Source organism: Microbacterium sp. GQ128 (assembly GCF_059758615.1).
Genome location: NZ_JCAXDY010000001.1, coordinates 762,119 through 785,043 on the forward strand (window position 1 = coordinate 762,119; position 22,925 = coordinate 785,043).

The following is a 22,925-nucleotide window of genomic DNA, read 5'->3' on the forward strand; positions in this document are numbered from 1 at the left end:
CTACTCACTCCGAATCGACGAACCGGACGCCGGAGCTCGACGCATTCGAGCCTGTCTCCCGCAGCGCCTGCTTGGCCGCCTTCATCGCCACGGACCCGTTGTATCCGCGTCGTGAGAGCTGTCCCACCAGACGCCGGAGGGCGGTGTCATTGTCGAGTCGGCTCAGAGAACGCGCCTTGGTGCGCGCGAATTCCAGAGCGCGCTCATCGTCGTCGTCCGGCAGCTCGTCGAGTGCACCGTCGATCACGTCCCGCGGAATACCTCGTTGAGCGAGCGCGCGCGCGAGCGCAACCCTCCCCTGACCCTTCCGCTCGACACCGGACGTCACCAGAGAGCTGGCGAGTGCAGCATCATCGAGGTAGGCACGACGACAGAAATCCTCGATCACGTCATCGATCACGCCGTTCTCCAGACCGTGCCCTCGGAGAGCCTGACGGGCTTCGGAGACCGAGAGGGACCGGGTCCGCAGCTTTCGCACGAGGGATTCCTCGGCTGCGGTTCGAATCTCGTCGGAATCGACCGACTCCTCGATATCGTCCTGAGACGCGGTCAGAGCCCCGAGGGCATGAAGTCGGGGCGTGGAACTCGATGTCGGCGAACACGATCTGGCGGATGCCCCTCGCGCGGGATGACGATCGCTCGGACTACCGGATTCCGCCCGGTTCGCCGCGGGAGCGGCACCCTCAGGCGAATGCCACGTCGACCGCCACAGGCCTGCGTCGGCTGCGCGCTCGGGAGAGTCACCAGAGTTGTCGTCACCAGCGCTCGCGGTTATCGAAACCGGGTCGACATTCTTCGTGGCCCGCCCGAAAAGGGGAATGATGGGGGCGATCCGTTCAGGATCGCCCCCACGAGTGTCATTCATCAGGCCGGACGACGCTCAGCGAGCTCGTCTGCCGCAGCAGGCACCGCCGCCGGTCCGCCGATGCCGAGCTTCTGCTTGATCTGCGTCTCGATCGCGAGCGCGATGTCGGGGTTGTTGAGCAAGAACGTGCGTGCGTTCTCCTTGCCCTGACCCAGCTGGTCGCCGTCGTAGGTGTACCACGAACCCGACTTCTTCACGATGGCGTGCTCGACGCCGAAGTCGATCAGGCTGCCCTCGCGCGAGATGCCGACACCGTAGAGGATGTCGAACTCCGCCTGCTTGAAGGGCGGGGCCATCTTGTTCTTCACGACCTTGACCCTGGTGCGGTTTCCGACCGCGTCGGTTCCGTCTTTCAGCGTCTCGATACGACGGATGTCCATGCGGACCGACGCGTAGAACTTCAGCGCCTTACCACCGGCTGTGGTCTCGGGCGAGCCGAAGAAGACGCCGATCTTCTCACGGAGCTGGTTGATGAAGATCATGGTGGTGTTGGTCTGGTTGAGACCACCGGTCAGCTTGCGCAGCGCCTGCGACATGAGTCGCGCCTGCAGACCCACGTGGGAATCACCCATCTCTCCCTCGATCTCGGCGCGAGGCACGAGCGCTGCGACGGAGTCGATGACGATGAGGTCGATGGCGCCCGAGCGCACGAGCATGTCGGCGATCTCCAGCGCCTGCTCACCGGTGTCGGGCTGCGACACCAGAAGTGCATCGATGTCGACGCCGAGCTTCGCCGCGTAGTCGGGGTCGAGCGCGTGTTCCGCGTCGATGAAAGCCGCGATACCGCCGGCGCGCTGGGCGTTGGCGATCGCGTGCAGCGTGAGGGTCGTCTTACCCGAGGACTCGGGCCCGTAGATCTCGACGATACGGCCACGCGGGAGACCTCCGACGCCGAGGGCGACGTCGAGGGCGATGGAGCCGGTGGGGATGACGGCCACGGGGGCGCGCTCATCGCTGCCCAGCCGCATGACCGAGCCCTTTCCGAACTGACGATCGATCTGAGCGAGGGCGGTCTCGAGGGACTTCTCGCGGTCGGCGGGTGATGGCATGATGTGCTCCTTCTGCGCGCGTGGTGCCGCCTGTAGGCTGTCGCGGCTCGTCCCGGTTGGGAAGAACTCTCCGACAAGGCGTATGGCTCTTCGGCTTGTTTTCCACCGTACGAGAGGCCACCGACATCGTCTCGGTGAACCCACATTCGGTGGAGAGCAGAAGCTCTGAACCACTTGTGCAGAAGACTACGCCCGTTTCGAACACATCTTCGACGACACGCCGAAGATCGCGCGCCGTGTCCCGTAACCTGCGGACATTCCGTCGGGGTTCAGCGCCCGCGCGGCTCCTGCCGTCCGACACCGTGTCGCCGGCTCTCGGGAACGTCCATCTCGGCGCACAGCGCCAGCCAGATCTCCCGCGGCGGCGTACCGTTTTCCAGCGCTTCGAGTGCCGTACGGCCATGCAAGGCCGACAACCCGAGATCGTTCACCAGCGAAGAAGCTCGGGCTTGGAACTCGGTATCGACGGCGCGAAGGAACTCGCTACGACGCATTGCTCACACGCACGCTGCGGCTCAGTGCAGCGAGAGCTGGGGCTCGATCGACGCCACAAGGTCGTCGGGAACGACATCCGGGAACACCTGGATGCCCTCGAGAACGGAGATGCGATCTCCGACCTCGCGCATGATTGTCGAGATCGGAACGTCGAGGGCATCGGCGACGGATGCGAGGATCTCGCTCGACGCCTCCTTCTGGCCCCGCTCGACCTCACTGAGGTAGCCGAGCGCCACCGACGCCTTGCTTGCGACCTGCCGGAGCGTGCGCCCCTTCTGCAGGCGGAAGTCCCTCAGCACATCGCCGATTTCCTGCCGTACAAGAATCATCGGAACCTCCTCCCCGTGTGATCGTTCGAGGTCTCCCCCGATGAGACAGCCAGTCTAGTACTCCTGGTCTGCACGAAATCTACCCCTGCACTCTGTGGTTTGAATGTGAGCACATCGGTAATAACCGTCATCGGGCCGTCGCTATTCCGAGACCATCTCGAGCAACGCCGCCAGAGCCGACGTCACCGTGTGCGTACGGATCGCATCACGGTCACCGCTCAGGTGCAGTGCCTTCGTCGAGGAGCCTTCCGGCGTCACGATCCCGATGTGAACCGTTCCCACCGGCTGGCCGTCGGGAGAATCCGGGCCGGCGATACCGGTCGTCGACAGCCCGACATCGGCCGCGAGACCGTCCACACTCACGACACGGCGCACACCGTCGGCCATCTGCAGGGCGACCTGCGGATGGACCGGTCCGTGTGCGGCGAGAAGCTCGGTGTCCACGCCGAGGACCGTTGCCTTGACCGGGGTCGCATAGGCCACAACGCCGCCGAGCAGGACCTTGGAGGCTCCCGGAACGGATACGAACTCGGCGCACAGCGCACCACCCGTGAGTGACTCCGCGACTCCCAGAGTCCAGCCGCGGCGAGTCAGTGCCGACAGCAGTGCGACGGTGACCGCTTCGCTCATGCTCGCTTCTGGCGCGATCCACGCATCTGCGCGACGACGTAGTCGATACCGCTGGCCACCGTGAGGACCAGCACGATGAGCATCAGGACGAACGTGATGATCGTCCAGGCCTCGAGGCCGATGAGGACATGCAGCGGCAGCAGCGCCCAGCCGAGGGCGACGCCCTGGAAGGCCGTCTTGATCTTGCCCATCCAGGCTGCCGCGACGACATGCTCGCTCGCGACCATCAAACGGTGGATCGTGATCCCCCATTCACGGACGAGGATGACCGCGACGATCCACCAGCTGACCTCGCCGAGGATGGCAAGACCGATGAAACCCGCTCCGGTGAGCATCTTGTCGGCGATCGGGTCCCAGAGTTTTCCGAAGTCACTGACGATGTCGTACTTGCGTGCGAGGTAACCGTCGACCCAGTCCGTGGATATCCCGACGATGAAGATGATGGCGGCCGCCCAGCGGAGGCCGGGCTCGGGGAGGCCATAGGTGCCACCCAGCAGGAGCAGCACGAAGAAGATGACCGCCAGCGGGATGCGCGCGACGGTGATGGCGTTGGGCAACTGCCGAGGAATCGCCATCAGTCGCGCCCCGTCAGACCCCAGGCGTCTTCATCGCCGCCCTCGGCCTCCACCTCGGGGAGACCTTCGTACTGGGCGGCGATCGGATCGTGCGTCTGAGGCATTGGCGGCACCGGAGGGGCTGCCGGAGCAGACGGAGCCGGGGACGACGCGGGAGCATCCTCTCCGCGCAGCTTCGCCATCACCTGCGGGAGCTGCTCAGCCGTGGCCAGCACATCGCGGGCCTTTGACCCCTCGGAGGGTCCGACGATCTCGCGCGATTCCAGAAGGTCCATGAGACGACCCGCCTTGGCGAAGCCGACACGCAGCTTTCGCTGGAGCATCGACGTCGATCCGAACTGCGAGGAGACGATGAGCTCGGCAGCCGCGAGCAGCAGCTCCAGATCGTCGCCGATGTCTTCGTCGACTTCCTTCTTCTTCGTCGGCTCCATCGCCTCCTGGACGTCGGGACGGTAGTCCGGACGAGCCTGGCGGGTGACGTGCTTGACGACCGCGTCGATCTCCTTCTCATCGACCCATGCGCCCTGCAGACGGAACGGCTTCGAGGACCCCATCGGCGAGAACAGCGCGTCTCCCTGCCCGATCAGCTTGTCGGCACCGGGGCTGTCGAGGATGACGCGGCTGTCTGTGACGCTGGTGACGGCGAACGCGAGCCGCGACGGGACGTTGGCCTTGATGAGACCGGTGACCACGTCGACGCTGGGGCGCTGCGTCGCGAGGACCAGGTGGATGCCGGAAGCACGAGCAAGCTGGGTGATGCGGACGATCGAATCCTCGACGTCGCGCGGGGCGACCATCATGAGGTCGGCCAGCTCATCGACCACGACCAGAAGGTACGGGTACGGCTTGAGCACCCGTTCGCTGCCCACCGGCACCTCGACCTCGCCCGCACGCACGGCCCGGTTGAAGTCGTCGATGTGGCGGAAGCCGAACGATGCGAGGTCGTCGTACCGCATGTCCATCTCCTTCACGACCCACTGCAGCGCCTCGGCTGCCTTCTTCGGGTTCGTGATGATGGGCGTGATGAGGTGCGGGACGCCGGCGTAGCTGGTGAGCTCCACGCGCTTCGGGTCGATCAGGACCATACGTACGTCAGCGGGGCGCGCCCGCATCAGCAGGCTCGTGATCATGGAGTTCACGAAGCTCGACTTACCGGAGCCCGTTGAACCCGCGACCAGGAGGTGCGGCATCTTGGCGAGGTTCGCGATGACGATGTTGCCGCCGACATCCTTGCCGACACCGATCGTCATCGGGTGTGTGCTCTTCTGGGCGGCGGGCGAGCGCAGCACATCGCCGAGCGCGACCATCTCCTTGTCGGCGTTGGGGATCTCGATGCCGATCGCGCTCTTGCCGGGAATCGGCGAGAGGATGCGGACGTCGTTCGACGCCACGGCGTAGGCGAAGTTGTTGCTCAGCTGCAGGATCTTCTCGACCTTGACGCCGTGACCGACCTCGACCTCGTACTGCGTGACCGTCGGCCCGCGCGAGAAGCCGGTGACCTTCGCGTCGACCTTGAACTGGGACAACACGCTCGTGATCTGCTCGATCACCTTGTCGGTGGCCTCGGAGCGCATGACGGGCGGCGGCCCCTCGACCAGGAGGCCGGGAGAGGGCAGGATGTACGGCGTGACGGGAGCCTGCGGCCCACGGTCGCCCGGGCCCTCCGTGCCGAAACCGTCGAGGCCGGGAAGCTCCGGCACCTCTCCGGTGTCGGAGGAATCATCGAGCAGAGCCGTGGTCTGCTGCTCGGCCAGCGAATCGGCGACCGACCGGACATCGGACAACACCTCGGTGGCGGCGTCATAGGGATTCTCGACGACGACAGCCTGGTCGTAGGCCGGAGTCGGGTCGGAGGTCGTGAGGAGAGCCGTGATGTCATCGGAGCCCAGAGTGCCCTCGTCGGGGTCTTCTTCGCGACCGGTCTTGTTCCGTCGCCACCACGGCAGCACGTCGGGGTCATCGACCTTGTCGGCGTCGTCGATCGCAGCGACGTCCTTCGCAGGCTTCTCCGGACGCTCGGCGTCGAACATCCACGCATAGAGGTCGCCGAGGCGGGCGCCGATGCGGTTAGGCGGGGTCTTGGTGAGGATCAGGATGCTGAGTGCGGTCAGCAACGCGAGCACGATGTAGGCAGGGATATTCGTGAGGTAAGTCAGCGGCTGCCCCACCAACCACCCGAGCAACCCGCCCCCCGTGTTCAACGCCGTTATGTTCGGCTGGGGCTGTGGCTGTCCTCCGGCGACATGGCAGAAACCTGCCAGGGAGATCACGAACAGGCCGAAACCGAAGCCGATGCGTCCGTTGTCGTGAACCGACGCGGGGTGGCGGAACAGCCAACCGGCCAGCACCAGCAGAAGCAGGGGCATGATGAACGCCACTCTGCCGACGAGCAGCCCCACGGAGTAGGCACTGATGTTCTCGGCCACTTCGTTGCCGATGAAGACCCACTCGTTCACGGCGCCGAGAGACGCGAGCAGCACGAGGAGGAACGGGAAGCCGTCGCGGCGGTCGTCCTTCTCCAGCACCTCAGGCCCGAAGGCACGGAAGAGCCCGCCGACGCCGTGGGCGAGTCCGATCCAGGCCCGGACTGCAACCGGAGGCTTGTCTGCCTCGTCGATGTACTTCTTCGGTGCGGGCTGGGCCTTGGGAGCCGTCTGCCGCTTGGGGCGCGACGGTGCGCTGGTCGACGCGCGCTCTGTCTTCGTGGTACTCCTGGCCATGGTTCTCACGTTACGTCCAACAGCCGACATCTCCGCGTAATGACGCGGCTTTCCACCGATCCGGGCAACGCCGGCTATCGGGTGCGACGTGCCATCGTGTCGCGGGTCGCACCCTCCCCCGCGACCGTGAATCCCTCGGCGCGATACAGGTTGCGCGCGAAGTTGTCCCGTTCGACGCTCAGGCTGATCCGCAGGTGCCCCTCCGCGCCTGCGAGCTGCACGACGCCGCGCAGGAGAGAGCGTCCGACCCCCCGAGCGCGCCAGAGCGGGTGCACTCCGATGATCAGCTCAGGGACAGCGGCACCGACGAAGCCGAATCCCGGGGCATCTTGGGGCAACACCCGATACCAGGCGGCACCGACCGAGACGCCGTCGCCGCCGGTGGCGACCAGACCGTCATCGGACAGGCGCTTCCAGCCCGCGAGATACCGCAGATGCTCCGGGGACGTCAGCACCTCGTGGCGCGGACGCACTCCCCCGGCGCGCCAGTTGGCGGCCTCGACGAGCATGTCGCCGAGGAACTTCGCATCCGTCTGCGCAGCCCTGCGAAGGGCAATGCCCCTGTCCATGACGCGAGCCTAGGACGACGGTGTTACGCCGGGATGTCGGGCAGCCGTGAGTGGGAAGAGGTCTTCCCTGTCGTCACGCCTCGATGACGAGCGGGACGATCATCGGCCGACGGCGGAGTCGCTGGTTGACCCAGCGACCGATCGTGCGTCGCACTACCTGCGACAGCGAGTGGGTGTCGCGCACCCCGTTGCCCGCCGCCTCCTTGAGCGCCGCGACGATCTTCGGCGCGACGTCATCGAACACGGAATCATCTTCGGCTACACCGCGCGCGTGGATCTCGGGCCCGGAGATGATGCGGCCCGTCGCGGCATCCACGACGACGATCACGGAGATGAAGCCCTCTTCGGCGAGGATGCGTCGGTCCTTGAGGTCCGCATCGGTGATCGCGCCGACGGACGAGCCGTCCACGTACACGAACCCGAGATCGAGCTGACCTGTGACCTTAGCCACGCCGTCCTTCAGGTCGATCACCGTGCCGTTGGAGGCGATGATCGTGTTGTCCTCGGGGACGCCGGTGTCCTGCGCGAGCTTGGCGTTCGCGATCAGGTGACGGTATTCGCCGTGCACGGGGAGCACGTTCTTCGGCTTCAGGATGTTGTAGCAGTAGATCAGTTCGCCGGCGGCGGCGTGCCCGGAGACGTGCACCTTCGCGTTCGCCTTGTGCACGACGTTCGCGCCGAGCTTGGTCAGCCCGTCGATCACGCGATAGACGGCGTTCTCGTTGCCCGGGATGAGGCTCGAGGCGAGGATGACGGTGTCGCCCTCGCTGATCTCGATCGCGTGGTCCATGTTCGCCATGCGGCTCAGCACCGCCATGGGCTCACCCTGGGAACCGGTCGACATGTAGACGATCTGCTCGTCGGGGAGGTCGCGCGCCTTCTTGAAGTCGATGAGGACCCCGTCGGGGACCTTCAGATAGCCGAGCTGCTCGGCGATCGTCATGTTGCGCACCATGCTCCGACCGAGGAACGCGACGCGGCGACCATTGGCGTACGCGGCGTCGATGACCTGCTGCACACGGTGGACGTGGCTGGAGAAGCTCGCGACGATGACACGGCGAGGCGCCTTGGCGATGACCTGATCGAGAACGGGACCGATCGAGCGCTCGGTCGGCGTGAAGCCGGGGACGTCGGCGTTGGTCGAGTCGACGAGGAACAGGTCCACGCCCTCCTCACCGAGGCGTGCGAAGGCCCGCAGGTCGGTGATGCGGCCGTCCAACGGCAGCTGGTCCATCTTGAAGTCACCCGTGGCGAGCACCATGCCGGCGGGGGTGCGGATGGCGACAGCCAGAGCGTCGGGGATCGAGTGGTTGACGGCGACGAACTCGAGATCGAACGGCCCGACCCGCTCCTGCTGCCCTTCCTTCACCGTGAGGGTGAAGGCCTTGATCCGGTGCTCCTTGAGCTTCGCCTCGACCAGCGCGAGAGTCAGGCCCGAACCGATCAGCGGGATGTCGCTCTTCAGGCGCAGCAGGTACGGAACGGCGCCGATGTGGTCCTCGTGGCCGTGCGTCAGCACGACACCGACGATGTCGTCGAGCCGGTCACGAATGGGCTCGAAGTCCGGAAGGATCAGATCGACGCCCGGCTGATGCTCCTCGGGGAAGAGCACTCCGCAATCGACGATCAGTATCTTGCCGTCGTACTCGAAGGCGGTCATGTTGCGACCGATCTCGCCGAGCCCGCCGATCGGGATGACCCGCAGCGTCCCTTCAGCGAGAGGGGCCGGTTCTACCAGGGGAATGGACATGCTGTCTCCTCAGTCGGACACTCCGCGCGTCCGTTCGTTCATGGGGACGCGACTCAGCGCGTCGTGCCGTGCACCTTCGGCAGGGCACCACCCGCAGCCGCGTTGCGGTCGGGTCGGAAGTTCGAGAAATCGGCTCCGGGAACGTTCTTGACGAGGTCGAGCTCATCCTCGATGAGCGCAGCCTCCCATTCCTCGGGACCGACCAGGGGAAGGCGGACGCGCGGGCTCGAGATGCGTCCCAGCCCGTGCAGGATGTACTTCGCCGCGACGGTTCCCGGGACATGCGTCATGACAGCGCGTACGAGCGGCTCGAGGCGCTTGTGTTCGGCTGTCGCCGTGGCCAGATCACCGGCGTTCACCGCGTCGATGATCGTGCGGTACGGCGCGGCGGCGACGTTCGCCGTGACGCCGATGAGGCCGGTGGCCCCGATCGCGAGGTGCGGCAGCACGTTCGCATCGTCGCCGGAGAAGTACATCAGATCGGTCTGGTTGAGCACGCGACTCACCTCGGAGAAGTCGCCCTTGGCGTCTTTCACCGCGAGGATGTTCGGGTGCTTCGCGAGGCGCAGGATCGTCTCGTACTTGATCGGCACACCGGTTCGGCCAGGAATGTCGTACAGGATGACGGGCAGGTCGGTGGCGTCGGCGACGAGGCGGAAGTGCGTGAGGATTCCGGCCTGCGTGGGCTTGTTGTAGTACGGCGTGACGATCATGATGCCGTCGGCGCCGGCCTTCTCGCTGGCCTTGTAGAGCTCGATCGCGTGTGCCGTCTCGTTCGAGCCACCACCGGTGATGATCTTGGCGCGGCCTGCCGAGACCGACTTGCCGACCTCGACGAGCTTGAGCTTCTCGGGGTCCGTCAGAGTCGAGGTCTCGCCGGTCGTTCCCGTCACGACGATGCCGTCCGCACCTGCGGTGATCACGTCATCGATGTGCTTCTCGACGGCGGGCCAATCGACTTCTCCGTCGGCCGTCATCGGAGTGACGAGCGCGACGAGAACCTGTCCGAAAGGGTTGCCCGAGTGCGTCATAGACCCAGCGTATCGGTTCGGGTCACCGTCATGCGGACGCGGTGACGCTCGTCAGACGCGACCACGACGGGCGACGCCCGACGTCAGCGAACTGGGCAGCACACGCGTCAACCCCACGATCGCCTTGTATCGCAGCGACGGGATGGACACGGACTTGCCGCGGGCCGCATCACGCAACCCCGTGCGGACGACGTCGCGCGCGTTCAACCACATGAACCCCGGCACGCCCTCCTCGCCCACCGCCAAGCCCATCCGCTCGTGGAATGAGGTGTGTGTGAATCCTGGGCAGAGGGCGGTGACGCTCACTCCGTCGCGCGCGTACTCCGCGTTCGCCCAGCGGCTGAAGCCGATCAGCCAGGACTTGCATGCGGAATAGGTGGAGCGGGAGATGAAGCCGGCGACGGAGGCCACGTTGATGATGCGGCCTCCGCGTCCGCGCATCGACTGCAGAGCAGCATGCATGAGACGCATCGACGCCTCGACGTGCACCCGGAGGTGCCGGACCTCGTCGTCGATGTCGTTGTCGGCGAACTGGAGCGGCAACCCGAACCCGGCATTGTTCACGAGCAGGTCGACCGGGTCGGCAGTGTCGCGCAGCCGTGCGGCGATGCCCTCGACCCCGGCCACATCCGCCAGATCGGCGGGAAGCACCTCGACCGCCACCCCGTATTCACTGCGCAACTCGGCTGCCAGCTGCTGCAGCGCGTCCTCGGATCGCGCGACGAGGATGAGGTCGGCTCGGCGCCTGGCGAGCTGGCGGGCGAACTCCGCCCCCAGTCCGGCGCTGGCTCCCGTGATCAGAGCGGTGGGCATCAGCGCTCGTATCCGAGGAAGCGACAGCGGATGCCGGTGCGCGAAGTCTGCCACTCCCCCTCGTCGACGAGTCGCCACCCGGTCTTGGCGGGCGCGTAGGCGTCACCGTCCACATCGAGATCGAGCTCGGTCACCTCGAGTCGGTCGGCGTCCCCGATCACCTGGCGGAAGATCTCCGCGCCGCCGATGATCCACACCCGGTCCAGGCCGCGGACGGCTTCGGCGACGGTGGCGGCGCGGCGCGCACCATCCTCCGACCAGTCCTGCTGTCGGGTCACCACGATGTTGTCGCGCCCCGCGAGCGGCCGGAATCGTTCAGGCAACGAGTCCCAGGTCTTGCGGCCCATCACCACCGGCGCTCCGAGGGTGACGTCCTTGAAATGCGCCAGGTCTTCGGGCACGTGCCAGGGCATGCCGCCCTCTGCGCCGATCACGCCGCCGTGAGCCTCGGCCCAGATGAGCCCGACCCAGGTCATACCGCCACCGCCGCGCGGATGGGGGCGTGGTGCTGATAGTCCTCCACGACGAAGTCCTCATAGCGGTAGTCCGAGATCGACTCCGGCTTCCGAGCGAACCGCAGCGTCGGGTAATCGAAAGGCTCGCGGCTCAGCTGCTCGCGCACCTGGTCGACATGGTTGTCGTAGACGTGGCAGTCGCCGCCGGTCCACACGAAGTCACCGGGCTCGAGCCCCACCTGCTGCGCGATCATCATCGTGAGCAGTGCGTAGGAGGCGATGTTGAACGGCACCCCGAGGAACATGTCGGCGCTGCGCTGATACAGCTGGCACGAGAGCTTGCCATCGGCCACGTAGAACTGGAAGAGCGCATGGCAGGGCGCGAGCGCCATGTCGGGGATGTCGGCCGGGTTCCACGCCGACACGATCAGCCTGCGCGAATCGGGCGAGCGGCGGATCTGCTCGATCACCTCGGACAGCTGGTCGATGCTGCCGCCGTCGGGCGTCGGCCACGACCGCCACTGCACACCGTAGACGGGACCCAGATCGCCCGACTCATCCGCCCACTCGTCCCAGATCGTGACGCCGTTCTCCCGCAGCCATCCGACGTTGGAGTCGCCCTGGAGGAACCAGAGCAGCTCGTAGGCGATGGACTTGAAGTGCACACGTTTCGTGGTGATGAGCGGGAACCCCTTCGACAGGTCGAAGCGGATCTGTCGTCCGAAGACGCTCGTGGTCCCGGTTCCCGTCCGATCCGACTTGTGCGTGCCGGTCTCCAGGACGTCGCGGAGCAGGTCTTCGTAGGGAGTCGGGACGGCTGCGCTCATGACAGCCACGATACCGTCCCACCCCGGTCCACGGGCGGAACCGCCCCGGGCGGATCAGGGTTCGTCATGCTCGGAAACATCGGCCGCGCACCCCGACCGAGCACGTAATCTCGACACATGTCGCCCGCCCTCGCTCTCGCCGTCGCCGCTGCGCTCCTCGCGCTCGCGACGGTCGTGGGCATCGTGCTGCGGCGTCGCGACGGTAGACGCCTCGACGGCGGGACCCTGCGGTTCGATCCCGCCGACGCACCGTCGAACGGGCTCGGTGATCGTGCCACCCTCGTGCAGTTCAGCACAGAGATGTGCGCACGGTGCCCGCAGGTGCGCCGACTGCTGCGCGACTACGCCTCCGACCACGCTGGGCTCACCCACGTCGAAGTCGACCTGACCCACCGTCCCGATCTCTCGACGCGCTACCGAGTGCTGCAGACGCCGACGACCTTCCTCGTCGACGGCACCGGCGCGGTCCGCGCACGATTCCATGGCGTGCCCCACCGGCACGCCCTCGCAGAAGCCCTCGCCACCGTCTGACGTGGGAAGACCGGAGCACACATGAGCACACCCGCAGGCATCGATCCCCGTGGTCCGCGCTTCGCCGCGACGATCACGGCGTTGCTGTTGCTCGTCGCGACATTCCTGGCGCTGATCGGGATCTCGACGGAATCCGCCAGTACAGGCTCATTCGGCTGGTTCGCCTATCAGCCGCTCGCGGATTCGACGTTCGTCCCCGGTGGTTTGGTGATCTCATCGTCGACACCCGCTCAGCGCGCGCTCGACCCGGGCTTCCTGCTCACGGTCGCGATCGCCCTCCTGTTCCTGTGGGGTGTCGTCTCGCCGCGCACGGCGCCGTGGAGCGTCGTCTTCCGCACGCTGGTCCGCCCGCGACTCTCGCCGCCGGCAGAGCTCGAAGACCCGCGCCCGCCCCGGTTCTCCCAGGGGGTGGGGCTGTTCGTCGTCGGCATCGGCCTCCTGCTGCATCTCGCCGGCGTCCCGTGGGCGCTTCCGATCGCCACCGCTGCGGCTTTCATCGCCGCGTTTCTGAACGCGGCGTTCGCCTTCTGCCTGGGATGCCAGCTCTACCTCCTGCTTCAGCGCGCGGGCATCGTCGGTCGCGCCGCGGCCATCTGATTCCTGTTCCGTCCCAACCGGCCCGTCGGTAGGCTGGCCGCTACGTGACCCGCACACCGAGCGGGGACGAGAAGCGGAGGAATCATGCCCGTCACCAGCGAAGCCGCCAGCACCTGGACCGGATCGCTCATGGAAGGATCGGGCACGGTCGCGTTCTCCTCGTCGAACCTCGGCACCTTCCCGATCAACTGGAAGGCCCGCAGCGAGGGCAGCGACACCACGACCACGCCCGAGGAACTCATCGCGGCAGCCCATTCCGCGTGCTTCAGCATGGCGCTCTCTCACGCGCTCGCCGAGAACGGCACCCCGCCGGAGCGCGTCAACACGACGGCGTCGGTCACGTTCAAGCCGGGTGTCGGCATCACCGGCAGTCACTTGAACGTCAACGCGACGGTGCCGAACCTCACGCCCGAGGCGTTCCAGGAGATCGCGGCCGGCGCCAAGACCGGCTGCCCGGTGTCTCAGGCGCTTGCAGGGATCGAGATCACGCTCGAGGCCACCCTCGCCTGAGGGACGAGGCTGGGGTCAGCGACGCGAGAGGCGGATGGCCTCGCGGATGCTGGCCCTGGCATCCTTCCGACGCCCGGCGGCGTCCTGCACGACCCCCAGTCGGTAGCGTGCGCGCCAATCGTCGCCGGCCGCATCGGCCTCTGCGGCGTATCGCGCGATGAGCGGATCCGCGTCGGCCCGTGCGATGCGACCGCTCGGCGTCAGCTCCGTCTCCACCGGAGGCATCCCGCCTTCGCTGTCGAGGAGCCGTCCGAGGCGATCCGCTCCGAAGCCGAACATCATCTCCCGGACCAGCGCCCAGGCCCCGATCGGTGCCAGCACCAGCAGCGTGACGCCCATGCCGATCGAGACCGGAGAGCCGACCGAGATGAACATCACGGCCAGCCAGATCGCGACGGCGAGGTAGACCAGGAGCGCCGCGGCCATCAGCCCGACGCCGATCCGCGACATCACGAGCGGATGCCGATATCGATCATGTGCTCGAGGCCGACGATCACGCCGCTGGCCTGAGCGGCGAAGGGGACGGCGAGCCGGATCCCCGGCGCATACGCGAGCGCTGAATCCGTGGTGTCGTGCGTGAAGGTCAGCGACTCGCCGGGTCCCGAGAGGATGACCTCCTGCTTGGCGACGACTCCGGGGCGCCGCAGCGAATGGATCGGCACGCTGCCCACCTGCTGCCCACGCGCGCGCTGATCGGCGTGCGGAGCGCTGACCGGCCCCTGCTCGGCGCGGGCCGCTGCGATGAGCTCGGCCGTGCGCACAGCGGTGCCGCTCGGCGAATCGATCTTGGTCTCGCGGTGCGCTTCGATGATCTCGGCGGAGCCGAAGAACGGGGCGGCGGCAGCAGCCAGCGCCGATCCGAGCACCGAGCCGAGCGAGAAGTTCGGGATGAAGACCACGCCGGTGCCGGCGGCCTCGACGAGCGGGCGCACGAGAGCGATCCGTTCCGAGGACCACCCGGACGTTGCGACGAGGACGTTGATGCCTCGTTCGACGGCGGCTCGGACGACCTCGATGCTGACCTGCGGCGTCGAGGCATCGACGACAAGGTCGGCGCCGTCCAGTTCGGAGAGATCACTCGACGAGGTCAGCACACGGCTCACCTCGAAGCCCTCGAGCTCATCGATCACCGCACCGATGATCGTGCCGAGCTTCCCGGTTCCGCCGACGAGGGCTACCTGCGTGGTCATGCGTCCAGTCTATTTCGGCGGCGACGCCGTCCGGCCGGGGGCGCGCGGGGCGGGTCACACCCTGGCCCGGACGTGAGAGATCTCAGACGAGCAACGCGTCGGGAATGCCCGTGCGGAGCTCCACCGGAAGGTGGCCGGTGTCGTTGTGGGTGAGCAGGGTCCACGGCCGCCCCTGCTTCTGCGCGATCACCGTCAGGCCGCAATGCGACTGGTTCAGCGTCATCCACCGCCATTCGGGTGCGGCGAGCACCTCGCGGACGAACCAGGAGATCACGAAGTTGTGCGTGATGAGGACCTCGTGCACATCCCCGGTCTTGCGCACGAGGAACTCCTCGACCGCATCCGACATCTGTGCGCGCCCCGCTTCGATCTCCGCTTCGGTGACCGAGCCGAAGAACGGTTCGAACACGGCGGGAGTCTCTTCGGTCATCCCGGTGGGCACGCAATCGAACAGCAGCGCGGTGGGCTCCGGGTCGACCGACGGCAGACGAGCCGCGATCGCTCGAGCCGTCTCGTTGGCGCGGAGCAACGGCGAATGCCACACTGCGTCGAGCGGAAGCCCGGACAGCCGGTCGGCGATCAACTCGGCTTGACGCTGCCCTCGAGGAGAGAGGGGTCCGTCGGCGAGACCATGCTCCGCATCCTGATGTTCACCATGTCTGACCAGATATATGTAGTGCGTCACAACTCGCTCGCTTCATCGCCAGCATCCGCCGGGCCTCCCTCCCACCCTATGTCACGGGTGGGACGATGCTCAGTTGCCGGCCCGGGTCAACTCGGCGACGTGGCTCCGCGAGAGCGAGACTCCCGCACCCTGCATGAGCTCGTCGACGTGATCGGTCGCGAAGGTGTTCACGATCGGTGCCGCGATCGTGCGCTGAGCGAGCAACCAGGCGATCGAGACCGCTGCGACGGGAACGGCCAGCTCTTCGGCCACCTGGTCGAGCGCGCGCAGGATCTTGATTCCCCGCCGATTCAGGTGCCCACGCAGCTGCTCGCCGCGCACACCACGAGAGGTGAGCGCCTTGTTGCGGTGGCGCCCTGAGAGGAAGCCGTGCTCGAGGGCATGTGACGGAGTGACCGCGAGGTTCTGAGCGCCGGCGACGAGGCGCAGGTCTCCCTCGAACGGCTGACGACGGATGAGGTTGTACGGCGCATCGATCACCTGGATGCGCGGGTAACCGGCCGAGGCGAGGATCCGCGCCTCGACCAGGCGCTCCGGTGACAGGCCGAAGGCTCCGAGCGCACCCACCTTTCCCGCGTCCGACAGCCATTCGACGGTCGCCAGGGTGTCTTCCAGATTGGTGGTCGCGTCGAGCGTCGCGTCGAGGTAGAGGACGTCGATGCGCTCGACGCCGAGCCGTGTGAGCGAGCCCTCGACAGCCCGCACGAGGTTGACGGAGCCCAGCCCGGGATTGTCGGCGTGGGCGCCGATGCGCACGCTCAGCAGGGCACGATCACGTCGCCCGCGAGACCGCAGCCACTGGCCGATGATGTGCTCGCTGCGTCCGCCGGAGAAGCCGTCGGCCGTGTGGATGGCGTTGCCGCCGAACTCCAGGTAGCGATCGAGGATGCCGTGGCTGGTCTCGAGGTCGACGTTCCAACCGAACTCGGCGGCGCCCAGCATCAGAGGGAAGGTCTCGAAGCCGGTCTCGCCGAGCGGGACGCGGATGGTCTCCCCTATCCCCGGTCCGACGATGGGGATCGGGGCAGACGGGTGCTCGGCGTGCTGCTGGGCGCGATCAGTCGACGCTCCTGCGCCTACGCTGAACAACCGCATACTCTCTCACCCCCGCGTCGATCGGTGCGTGCCGACCTGCGTACCTGCTGGATCTGCACCCCCCGGTGCGTACTTCGAGGGTAAGCGAATTCATCGAACGCCCTGACCAATCCGGGGAACGGCGCGGAAACGGCCGATAACGATTTGGTCACGCGGATACTACGGAACCCGGGCCCGTCCTCGACGGACAGACCCGGGTTCCGGTTCGACTCTTCGCGCTTACTCGGCGGCCGCGTCCTCTGCAGGAGCTGCCTCTGCGGCGGCGGCCGCGTCGTCGAGAACCGGCTCGAGCGACAGCTTGCCGCGGTCATCGATCTTCGTGATCTTGACGAGGATCTTCTGACCGACCGACAGCACGTCGTCGACGTTCTCCACACGCTTGCCACCGGCGAGCTTGCGCACCTCGGTGACGTGCAGAAGACCATCCTTGCCCGGGAGCAGCGAGATGAACGCACCGAAAGTGGCGATCTTCACGACGGTGCCGAGGAACTGCTCCCCGACCTCCGGGTTGGTGGGGTTGGCGATCGCGTTGACCTGAGCGCGGGCGGCCTCGGCCGAGGGGCCGTCGGTCGCGCCGATGTAGACGGTGCCGTCCTCCTCGATGGAGATCTGCGCGCCGGTCTCATCCTGGATCGCGTTGATCGTCTTGCCCTTCGGCCCGATCAGCTCACCGATCTTGTCGACCGGGATCTGCACGCTGATGACGCGCGGCGCGGTGGGCGCCATCTCGTCAGGTGCGTCGATCGCGGCGTTCAGGACGTTGAGGATCGTGAGGCGAGCCTCGCGAGCCTGCGTCAGCGCGCCCGTGAGCACCGACGTCGGGATGCCGTCGAGCTTCGTGTCGAGCTGGATCGCCGTGACGAAGTCGCTCGTACCCGCCACCTTGAAGTCCATGTCGCCGAGAGCGTCTTCCGCACCGAGGATGTCGGTCAGCGCCGCGTAGCGGGTCTCACCGTCGACCTCGTCGGAGACGAGACCCATCGCGATACCGGCGACGGGGGCGCGCAGCGGCACACCCGCGTTCAGCAGGGACAGGGTCGACGCGCACACGGAGCCCATGGACGTCGAGCCGTTGGAGCTCAGCGCCTCGGACACCTGACGGATCGCGTACGGGAACTCCTCGCGGCTCGGCAGCACAGGCACGAGTGCGCGCTCGGCGAGGAAGCCGTGCCCGATCTCGCGACGCTTCGGCGAACCGACACGGCCGGTCTCACCGGTCGAGTAGGGCGGGAAGTTGTAGTGGTGCATGTAGCGCTTGCTCGTGACCGGCGACAGCGAGTCGATCTGCTGCTCCATCTTGAGCATGTTCAGCGTGGTGACGCCCAGGATCTGGGTCTCGCCCCGCTGGAAGACCGCGGAGCCGTGCACGCGCGGGATGACCTGCACCTCGGCGTCGAGCGGGCGGATGTCCGCTAGCCCACGGCCGTCGATGCGAGCGCCCTCGGTGAGGATGCGACCACGGACGATCTTCTTGGTGACCGACTTGTACGCCGCGGAGAACTCGAGCGGAGCCGCAGCCGGGAGCGAGCCCGCCTCGGTGGCCTCGATGAGCTCGGCCCTGACGCGGTCCTTGATCGCGTCATCAGCGGTCTGACGCTCGACCTTGTCGGCGATCTGGTAGACGCCGACGAGCTCGTCGTAGGAGCGGCCGGCGACGAAGTCGTAGACCTCCTGGCTGTACGCCGGGAACACCGGGTAGACGCCCGGCTCCTTCGACGCGGTCGCAGCGAGCTCGGCCTGAGCCTTGACGAGCTGGGCGATGAAGGGCTTCGAGGCCTCGAGGCCCTGGGCCACGATCTCCTCGTTCGGCTTGGTGGCGCCGGCCTTGATCAGGTTCCAGCTGCCCTCGGTCGCCTCGGCCTCGACCATCATGATGGCGACGTCTTCCGTGCCATCGGCCTTGGTGACGACGCGACCGGCGACGATCAGGTCGAACACGGCCTCCGAGACCTGCTCGGCGGTCGGGAACGCGACCCACTGGTCTTCGTTCTGGCCGTTGCCCGGGATGAACGCGAGGCGCACACCGGCGACGGGGCCCGAGAACGGGAGACCCGAGATCTGCGTGGACGCCGACGCGGCGTTGATCGCGAGAGCGTCGTAGAACTCGCCGGGAGCGATCGACATGACGGTGATGACGACCTGGACCTCGTTGCGCAGGCCGTCGACGAACGACGGGCGCAGCGGGCGGTCGATCAGACGGCAGACGAGGATCGCCTCGGTGGAGGGGCGGCCCTCGCGACGGAAGAACGAGCCGGGGATCTTGCCGGCGGCGTAGGAGCGCTCCTCGACGTCGACCGTCAGCGGGAAGAAGTCGAAGCCTTCACGCGGGTGCTTGCCTGCGCTGGTGGCGGAGAGGAGCATGGTCTCGCCGTCGAGGTACGCGGCGACTGCGCCCTGAGCCTGCTGCGCGAGGCGGCCGGTCTCGAAGCGGATGGTGCGGGTGCCGAAGCGGCCGTTGTCGAGAACGGCCTCGGTGGCGGTGATTTCAGGACCTTCCAAGAGGTCTCTCCTTCTTTGTTTAGACTCGCGAGTCCATGTGACGCGCGAGCATGTTCAAAGGAGCGGAACGGAAGGGTTCGGGCGCGCGGGCATTCCCGCGAATGTCGCCTGCGCTGGCCACCAGTAGAAAGCCACCCGACACGTCCTGCCGAGGAACCCACCACAGGGGACCAGCTTCTCCGCCGCTCGCTCCATGAGTCGATATTCGATTGTGCGGTTGACACACGCCAACCGCCTCCACCCTACCAGCGCGTGCCGTAAAACCCACGTCGCCCCCGCATCGCGCGGCGGACATGCGCCGGCCACGGAACGTTCACCGGGCGGATGCCACGCCGTGGCGGGAGTCGGTTGTGCTGTGTCCATGCGCATGTCAGTGATCGGCTGCGGGTACCTCGGTGCCGTGCACGCCGCAGCCATGGCCTCCATCGGACACGACGTCGTCGGCATCGACGTCGACGAGCGGAAGGTGGCGGCGCTCGATGCAGGCTCCGCGCCGTTCTTCGAACCACAGCTGACCGAGCTGCTCGCCAAAGGGCGGGAGTCCGGACGGCTCCGGTTCAGCGATCGGATGGCGGACGCCGCGGGCGCGAAGGTGCACTTCCTCGCGGTCGGGACGCCGCAGATCCCGGGCGGTCACGCCGCCGACCTCCGATACGTCGACGCGGCGGTGGACGGGCTTCTCCCCCATCTGCGTCCCGGCGACGTTGTCGCAGGCAAATCGACCGTTCCGGTCGGCACTGCCACACGACTCGCGACCCGCATCGTCGACTCCGGTGCGACCCTCGTGTGGAACCCCGAATTCCTCCGAGAGGGCTGGGCCGTGCACGACACTCTGACACCGGACCGACTCGTCGTCGGCGCCGAACCGGACGCGGCCGGTGCACGCGCCGTCGAAGTGCTCCGCGAGGTATACGGGGCGGCCGTGGAGACGGGGACGCCGTTCCTGGTCACCGACCTCGCCACGGCCGAACTCGTCAAGGGGGCCGCGAACGCGTTTCTCGCGACCAAGATCTCGTTCATCAACGCGATGGCGGAGATCGCCGAGGCCTCCGGCGCCGACGTGGCGTTGCTCGCGGACGCCCTCGGCCACGACTCGCGGATCGGTCGACGCTATCTCGGCGCCGGCATCGGCTTCGGCGGCGGGTGCCTGCCGAAGGACATCCGTGCGTTCGCCGCGCGTGCGGAGGAGCTGGGTCGCGGCGAAGCGGTCGGCTTCCTCCACGAGGTGGACGCGATCAACCTCCGACGGCGCGAGCGGGCGGTCCGACTCGTCGTCGACGCGCTGGGCGGGCTCGTGTTCGGACGTCGGATCGCTGTGCTCGGCGCCGCGTTCAAACCGTTCAGCGACGACATCCGCGACTCCCCGGCCCTCGACGTCGCTGTTCGCCTGCGCGGCCTCGGAGCAGATGTCGTGGTGACCGATCCCGCCGCGATGGAGAACGCCGCCGCCGCGCATCCGCAGCTGGGCTATGCGCGGGATCGCGACGATGCTCTTCGGGAAGCCGATGCGGTCGTCGTCGTCACCGAGTGGGACGAGTACCGGCGCGACCTCTCCCCCGCGCACGCCGGCGGTCTGGTCCGTGGCAGGGTCATCATCGACGGGCGCAACTGCCTCGACGCCGCAGCCTGGCGCGCAGCCGGCTGGCAGTATCACGGGATGGGCCGCCGCTGACCACCGGCCGAGAGGATCAGCCGACGTTCGCCCATCGCGTCGCGGACGAACGCCCGAGATACACATAGTCGTCGTGCTTCGCGGTTCGACCATCACCTGCCGCACGGCCATGCAGGCGACGCCAGACCCACGGCAGCGCATGCCGGCGCCACCACACGCCCGCGCCGATCGGCTCGTGCTCGTGCAGGGCGGCGTCGAGGACGCCCAGCGCATCCGCATCGGGAACCCCCAGCATCTCGGCGGCACGATACGCCAGGAAACGGTGCCCCCGACTGCTCAGATGCACCAGATCCTCACCCCAGTTCGGCCGCTCGCCCAGTGAGGGATGCAGATCCGTGTCGATCAGGATCGCTCCGGTGCGCGCCGCGATCCCCGTCATCGCGGTCGCGAATGCCGCGAACCGCCGTGCGTAGATGGCAGCCGCTCGACGACCCGGCAGGAAGGGAGTGACCAGCAGCACATCCGCACCGACCGCCCGGAGCCGCACGACGGTGTGCTCCAGCTCCGCGGCGAGCGCTGCGACGTCGACATGACTCTTCACCAGGTCGTTCGCACCGATCAGGATCGACACGAGGTCAGGATGCAACTCGAGCGCACGCTCCAGCTGTCGACCCGACACATCGCTCACGCGCTTGGATCGGATCGCGAGATTCGCATAGTGCAGCCCGCCCTGTGCGGCGAGCAGCAGCGCGAGCCGATCGGCCCATCCGCGCAGGGCTCCGTCCGGCGCGGGATCACACAGGCCCTCGGTGAGCGAATCGCCCAGGGCGACGAAGCGGCGCCAACGGCGTGCGGGGACAGGCGGCGGCGACTCGGGCCTCGCGACGCGGCGAGCGCGCGAAGACGCATCCACCCGCTGCAGCAGCTGAGCCTCCTCGAAGTGGCCGAGCAGCTGCTCGCACACACTCGCCCAGCTGCGACTCTGCACCGCTTCTCGGCCGGCTTCGCCGAATGCACGCCGTTTGCGGGCATCCCCTGCCAGATCGGCCACGCGCATGCGCAGGTCACCGAGGTCACCGGGACGGTACAGCCACCCGTCGACCCCCATGCGGACGAGATCGAGGGGTCCGCCGCGACCGGTCGCGACCACCGGAACCCCGCTGGCGTGCGCCTCCTGCAGGGTCTGCCCGAACGTCTCGCTCTCGCCGGGGTGCACGAAGACGTCGAACGATGCCGTGGCCGCGGCGAGCGCAGCGCCGGCGAGGTGGCCGAGGAACAGCGCGTTCGGGAGCAGCGCCTCCAATCGCGCCCTGCTCGGGCCGTCTCCGACGATCACCAATCGAGTGCCCGGGATGTCGTGGAGCACGGCGAGGTCCTCGACCTGCTTCTCCGGAGCGAGGCGGCCGACGTAGCCGATCACGGTCTCGGCGTCCCACCCGGCACGCAGCGCAGCATCCCGGCGACTCGGTTGGAAGCGTTCCGCGTCGACGCCCCTCCCCCAGCGGCGCACACGATCGACTCCCAGTCCGGCCAGCTGCCGGGCGGAATCCGCAGAGGGCGCGAGCGTCAACGTGGCTCGTCGGTGCAGTCGCGCGATGTGTGTCTGAGCGATTCCGGTAGCCGCGGCGACCCGATAGCGCTCCGTGTAGGCCGCGACGTCGGTCTGGTACGCGGCGACGCGGGCGACACCGATCCGCTCGGCGGCGAGCACCCCGCGCCAACCGAGTGCGAACGGCGAGGCGAGATGCACGACGTCGGGCTGGAACCGGCGCAGGGAGGAGGCGATGCGCGAGACTCCCGACGTGCCGACCCTGACGCTGTGATACCCCGGAAGCGCGAGACTCGGGATCGCCTCGATCGGCACACCGTGCACCTCCTCGGGCATTCCCGCGGCGGCGGGCGCGATCACGTGGGCGTCGTGCCCATGTTGCTCGAGGTGTCGCAGGATCTGCAGCACAGACCCGGTGACGCCGTTCATGTGCGGAAGGAAGGACTCCGTGACGATCGCTACTCTCACAGCCTCAGGATGACCGAGCTCCGAGAGCGCACCTGCCGTAAACGGCCTGAGGCACCGGATGTTCACCGGATGCTGGGCGAC

Annotated in this window: 23 protein-coding genes; 4 read left to right on the forward strand and 19 right to left on the reverse strand. The window is 67.4% G+C overall.

Translation table 11 applies throughout. The features are described 5' to 3' along the window. Positions 1–4 precede the first annotated feature (4 nt). The 13 genes from AC6CHX_RS03725 to AC6CHX_RS03785 form a co-directional block, all read right to left on the reverse strand. Entirely contained in the window at positions 5–478 is a 474-nt protein-coding gene (locus AC6CHX_RS03725) for a regulatory protein RecX (protein ID WP_498271671.1), read from the reverse strand. A 386-nt stretch (positions 479–864) separates the two neighbouring features. Further along, positions 865–1,914, reverse strand: coding sequence for a recombinase RecA (gene recA, locus AC6CHX_RS03730; protein WP_105668419.1), 1,050 nt, complete (start codon positions 1,912–1,914; stop codon positions 865–867). 269 nt (positions 1,915–2,183) lie between these two features. Beyond that, positions 2,184–2,408, reverse strand: coding sequence for a DUF3046 domain-containing protein (locus AC6CHX_RS03735; protein ID WP_498271672.1), 225 nt, complete (start codon positions 2,406–2,408; stop codon positions 2,184–2,186). Between the two features lie 21 nt (positions 2,409–2,429). Continuing rightward, complete coding sequence (locus tag AC6CHX_RS03740) at positions 2,430–2,738, reverse strand: helix-turn-helix domain-containing protein (protein WP_017830901.1); 309 nt, start codon at positions 2,736–2,738, stop codon at positions 2,430–2,432. Positions 2,739–2,879: 141 nt separating this feature from the next. Further along, complete coding sequence (locus tag AC6CHX_RS03745; RefSeq protein ID WP_498271673.1) at positions 2,880–3,368, reverse strand: CinA family protein; 489 nt, start codon at positions 3,366–3,368, stop codon at positions 2,880–2,882. Continuing rightward, the gene (gene pgsA, locus AC6CHX_RS03750) at positions 3,365–3,943 is read right to left on the reverse strand and encodes a CDP-diacylglycerol--glycerol-3-phosphate 3-phosphatidyltransferase (protein ID WP_136043721.1); all 579 of its coding nucleotides are present in this window, start codon (positions 3,941–3,943) and stop codon (positions 3,365–3,367) included. Before pgsA ends, AC6CHX_RS03745 begins: the two co-directional genes overlap by 4 nt. Continuing rightward, positions 3,943–6,663, reverse strand: coding sequence for a DNA translocase FtsK (locus AC6CHX_RS03755; RefSeq protein ID WP_498271674.1), 2,721 nt, complete (start codon positions 6,661–6,663; stop codon positions 3,943–3,945). Before AC6CHX_RS03755 ends, pgsA begins: the two co-directional genes overlap by 1 nt. A 74-nt stretch (positions 6,664–6,737) precedes the next feature. Then, positions 6,738–7,232, reverse strand: a complete 495-nt coding sequence (locus AC6CHX_RS03760) for a GNAT family N-acetyltransferase (protein ID WP_498271675.1) — start codon at positions 7,230–7,232, stop codon at positions 6,738–6,740. Positions 7,233–7,305: 73 nt separating this feature from the next. Continuing rightward, entirely contained in the window at positions 7,306–8,982 is a 1,677-nt protein-coding gene (locus AC6CHX_RS03765) for a ribonuclease J (protein WP_498271676.1), read from the reverse strand. A gap of 53 nt (positions 8,983–9,035) precedes the next feature. Beyond that, the gene (gene dapA, locus AC6CHX_RS03770) at positions 9,036–10,013 is read right to left on the reverse strand and encodes a 4-hydroxy-tetrahydrodipicolinate synthase (protein ID WP_029263611.1); all 978 of its coding nucleotides are present in this window, start codon (positions 10,011–10,013) and stop codon (positions 9,036–9,038) included. A gap of 51 nt (positions 10,014–10,064) precedes the next feature. Continuing rightward, positions 10,065–10,826 (reverse strand): SDR family NAD(P)-dependent oxidoreductase, encoded by a 762-nt coding sequence (locus AC6CHX_RS03775; RefSeq protein WP_498271677.1) that lies wholly within the window; start codon positions 10,824–10,826, stop codon positions 10,065–10,067. Further along, a complete protein-coding gene (locus tag AC6CHX_RS03780; RefSeq protein WP_498271678.1) occupies positions 10,826–11,302 on the reverse strand; it encodes a dihydrofolate reductase in 477 nt (158 codons plus the stop codon). Before AC6CHX_RS03780 ends, AC6CHX_RS03775 begins: the two co-directional genes overlap by 1 nt. Continuing rightward, positions 11,299–12,108, reverse strand: coding sequence for a thymidylate synthase (locus AC6CHX_RS03785; RefSeq protein ID WP_498271679.1), 810 nt, complete (start codon positions 12,106–12,108; stop codon positions 11,299–11,301). The genes AC6CHX_RS03780 and AC6CHX_RS03785 overlap by 4 nt, the downstream gene beginning before the upstream one ends. A gap of 117 nt (positions 12,109–12,225) precedes the next feature. Here AC6CHX_RS03785 and AC6CHX_RS03790 point away from each other — a divergent pair, with 117 nt between their 5' ends. From AC6CHX_RS03790 to AC6CHX_RS03800, 3 genes are all read left to right on the forward strand, one after another. Beyond that, positions 12,226–12,639, forward strand: coding sequence for a thioredoxin family protein (locus AC6CHX_RS03790; protein ID WP_498271680.1), 414 nt, complete (start codon positions 12,226–12,228; stop codon positions 12,637–12,639). Positions 12,640–12,660: 21 nt separating this feature from the next. Continuing rightward, positions 12,661–13,236: a DUF4395 domain-containing protein gene (locus tag AC6CHX_RS03795; protein WP_498271681.1), complete on the forward strand. Its 576-nt coding sequence runs from the start codon at positions 12,661–12,663 to the stop codon at positions 13,234–13,236. 84 nt (positions 13,237–13,320) lie between these two features. Further along, positions 13,321–13,746 (forward strand): OsmC family peroxiredoxin, encoded by a 426-nt coding sequence (locus AC6CHX_RS03800; RefSeq protein ID WP_136043712.1) that lies wholly within the window; start codon positions 13,321–13,323, stop codon positions 13,744–13,746. 15 nt (positions 13,747–13,761) lie between these two features. Here AC6CHX_RS03800 and AC6CHX_RS03805 read toward each other — a convergent pair whose 3' ends face one another. From AC6CHX_RS03805 to AC6CHX_RS03825, 5 genes are all read right to left on the reverse strand, one after another. Then, complete coding sequence (locus AC6CHX_RS03805; RefSeq protein ID WP_498271682.1) at positions 13,762–14,196, reverse strand: hypothetical protein; 435 nt, start codon at positions 14,194–14,196, stop codon at positions 13,762–13,764. Continuing rightward, entirely contained in the window at positions 14,196–14,936 is a 741-nt protein-coding gene (dapB, locus tag AC6CHX_RS03810) for a 4-hydroxy-tetrahydrodipicolinate reductase (RefSeq protein WP_136043711.1), read from the reverse strand. The genes AC6CHX_RS03805 and dapB overlap by 1 nt, the downstream gene beginning before the upstream one ends. A gap of 82 nt (positions 14,937–15,018) precedes the next feature. Beyond that, positions 15,019–15,621: a histidine phosphatase family protein gene (locus tag AC6CHX_RS03815; RefSeq protein ID WP_136043710.1), complete on the reverse strand. Its 603-nt coding sequence runs from the start codon at positions 15,619–15,621 to the stop codon at positions 15,019–15,021. 69 nt (positions 15,622–15,690) lie between these two features. Continuing rightward, on the reverse strand, positions 15,691–16,716 hold the full coding sequence (locus AC6CHX_RS03820; protein WP_498271683.1) for an aldo/keto reductase: 1,026 nt from the start codon (positions 16,714–16,716) through the stop codon (positions 15,691–15,693). Between the two features lie 219 nt (positions 16,717–16,935). Continuing rightward, complete coding sequence (locus tag AC6CHX_RS03825; protein ID WP_498271684.1) at positions 16,936–19,215, reverse strand: polyribonucleotide nucleotidyltransferase; 2,280 nt, start codon at positions 19,213–19,215, stop codon at positions 16,936–16,938. A gap of 361 nt (positions 19,216–19,576) precedes the next feature. Here AC6CHX_RS03825 and AC6CHX_RS03830 point away from each other — a divergent pair, with 361 nt between their 5' ends. Beyond that, the gene (locus tag AC6CHX_RS03830) at positions 19,577–20,887 is read left to right on the forward strand and encodes a UDP-glucose dehydrogenase family protein (RefSeq protein ID WP_136043707.1); all 1,311 of its coding nucleotides are present in this window, start codon (positions 19,577–19,579) and stop codon (positions 20,885–20,887) included. Between the two features lie 16 nt (positions 20,888–20,903). On the opposite strand, the gene AC6CHX_RS03835 is transcribed toward AC6CHX_RS03830, so the two are convergent. Beyond that, positions 20,904–22,844, reverse strand: a complete 1,941-nt coding sequence (locus AC6CHX_RS03835) for a GDSL-type esterase/lipase family protein (RefSeq protein WP_498271685.1) — start codon at positions 22,842–22,844, stop codon at positions 20,904–20,906. Positions 22,845–22,925 lie beyond the last annotated feature (81 nt).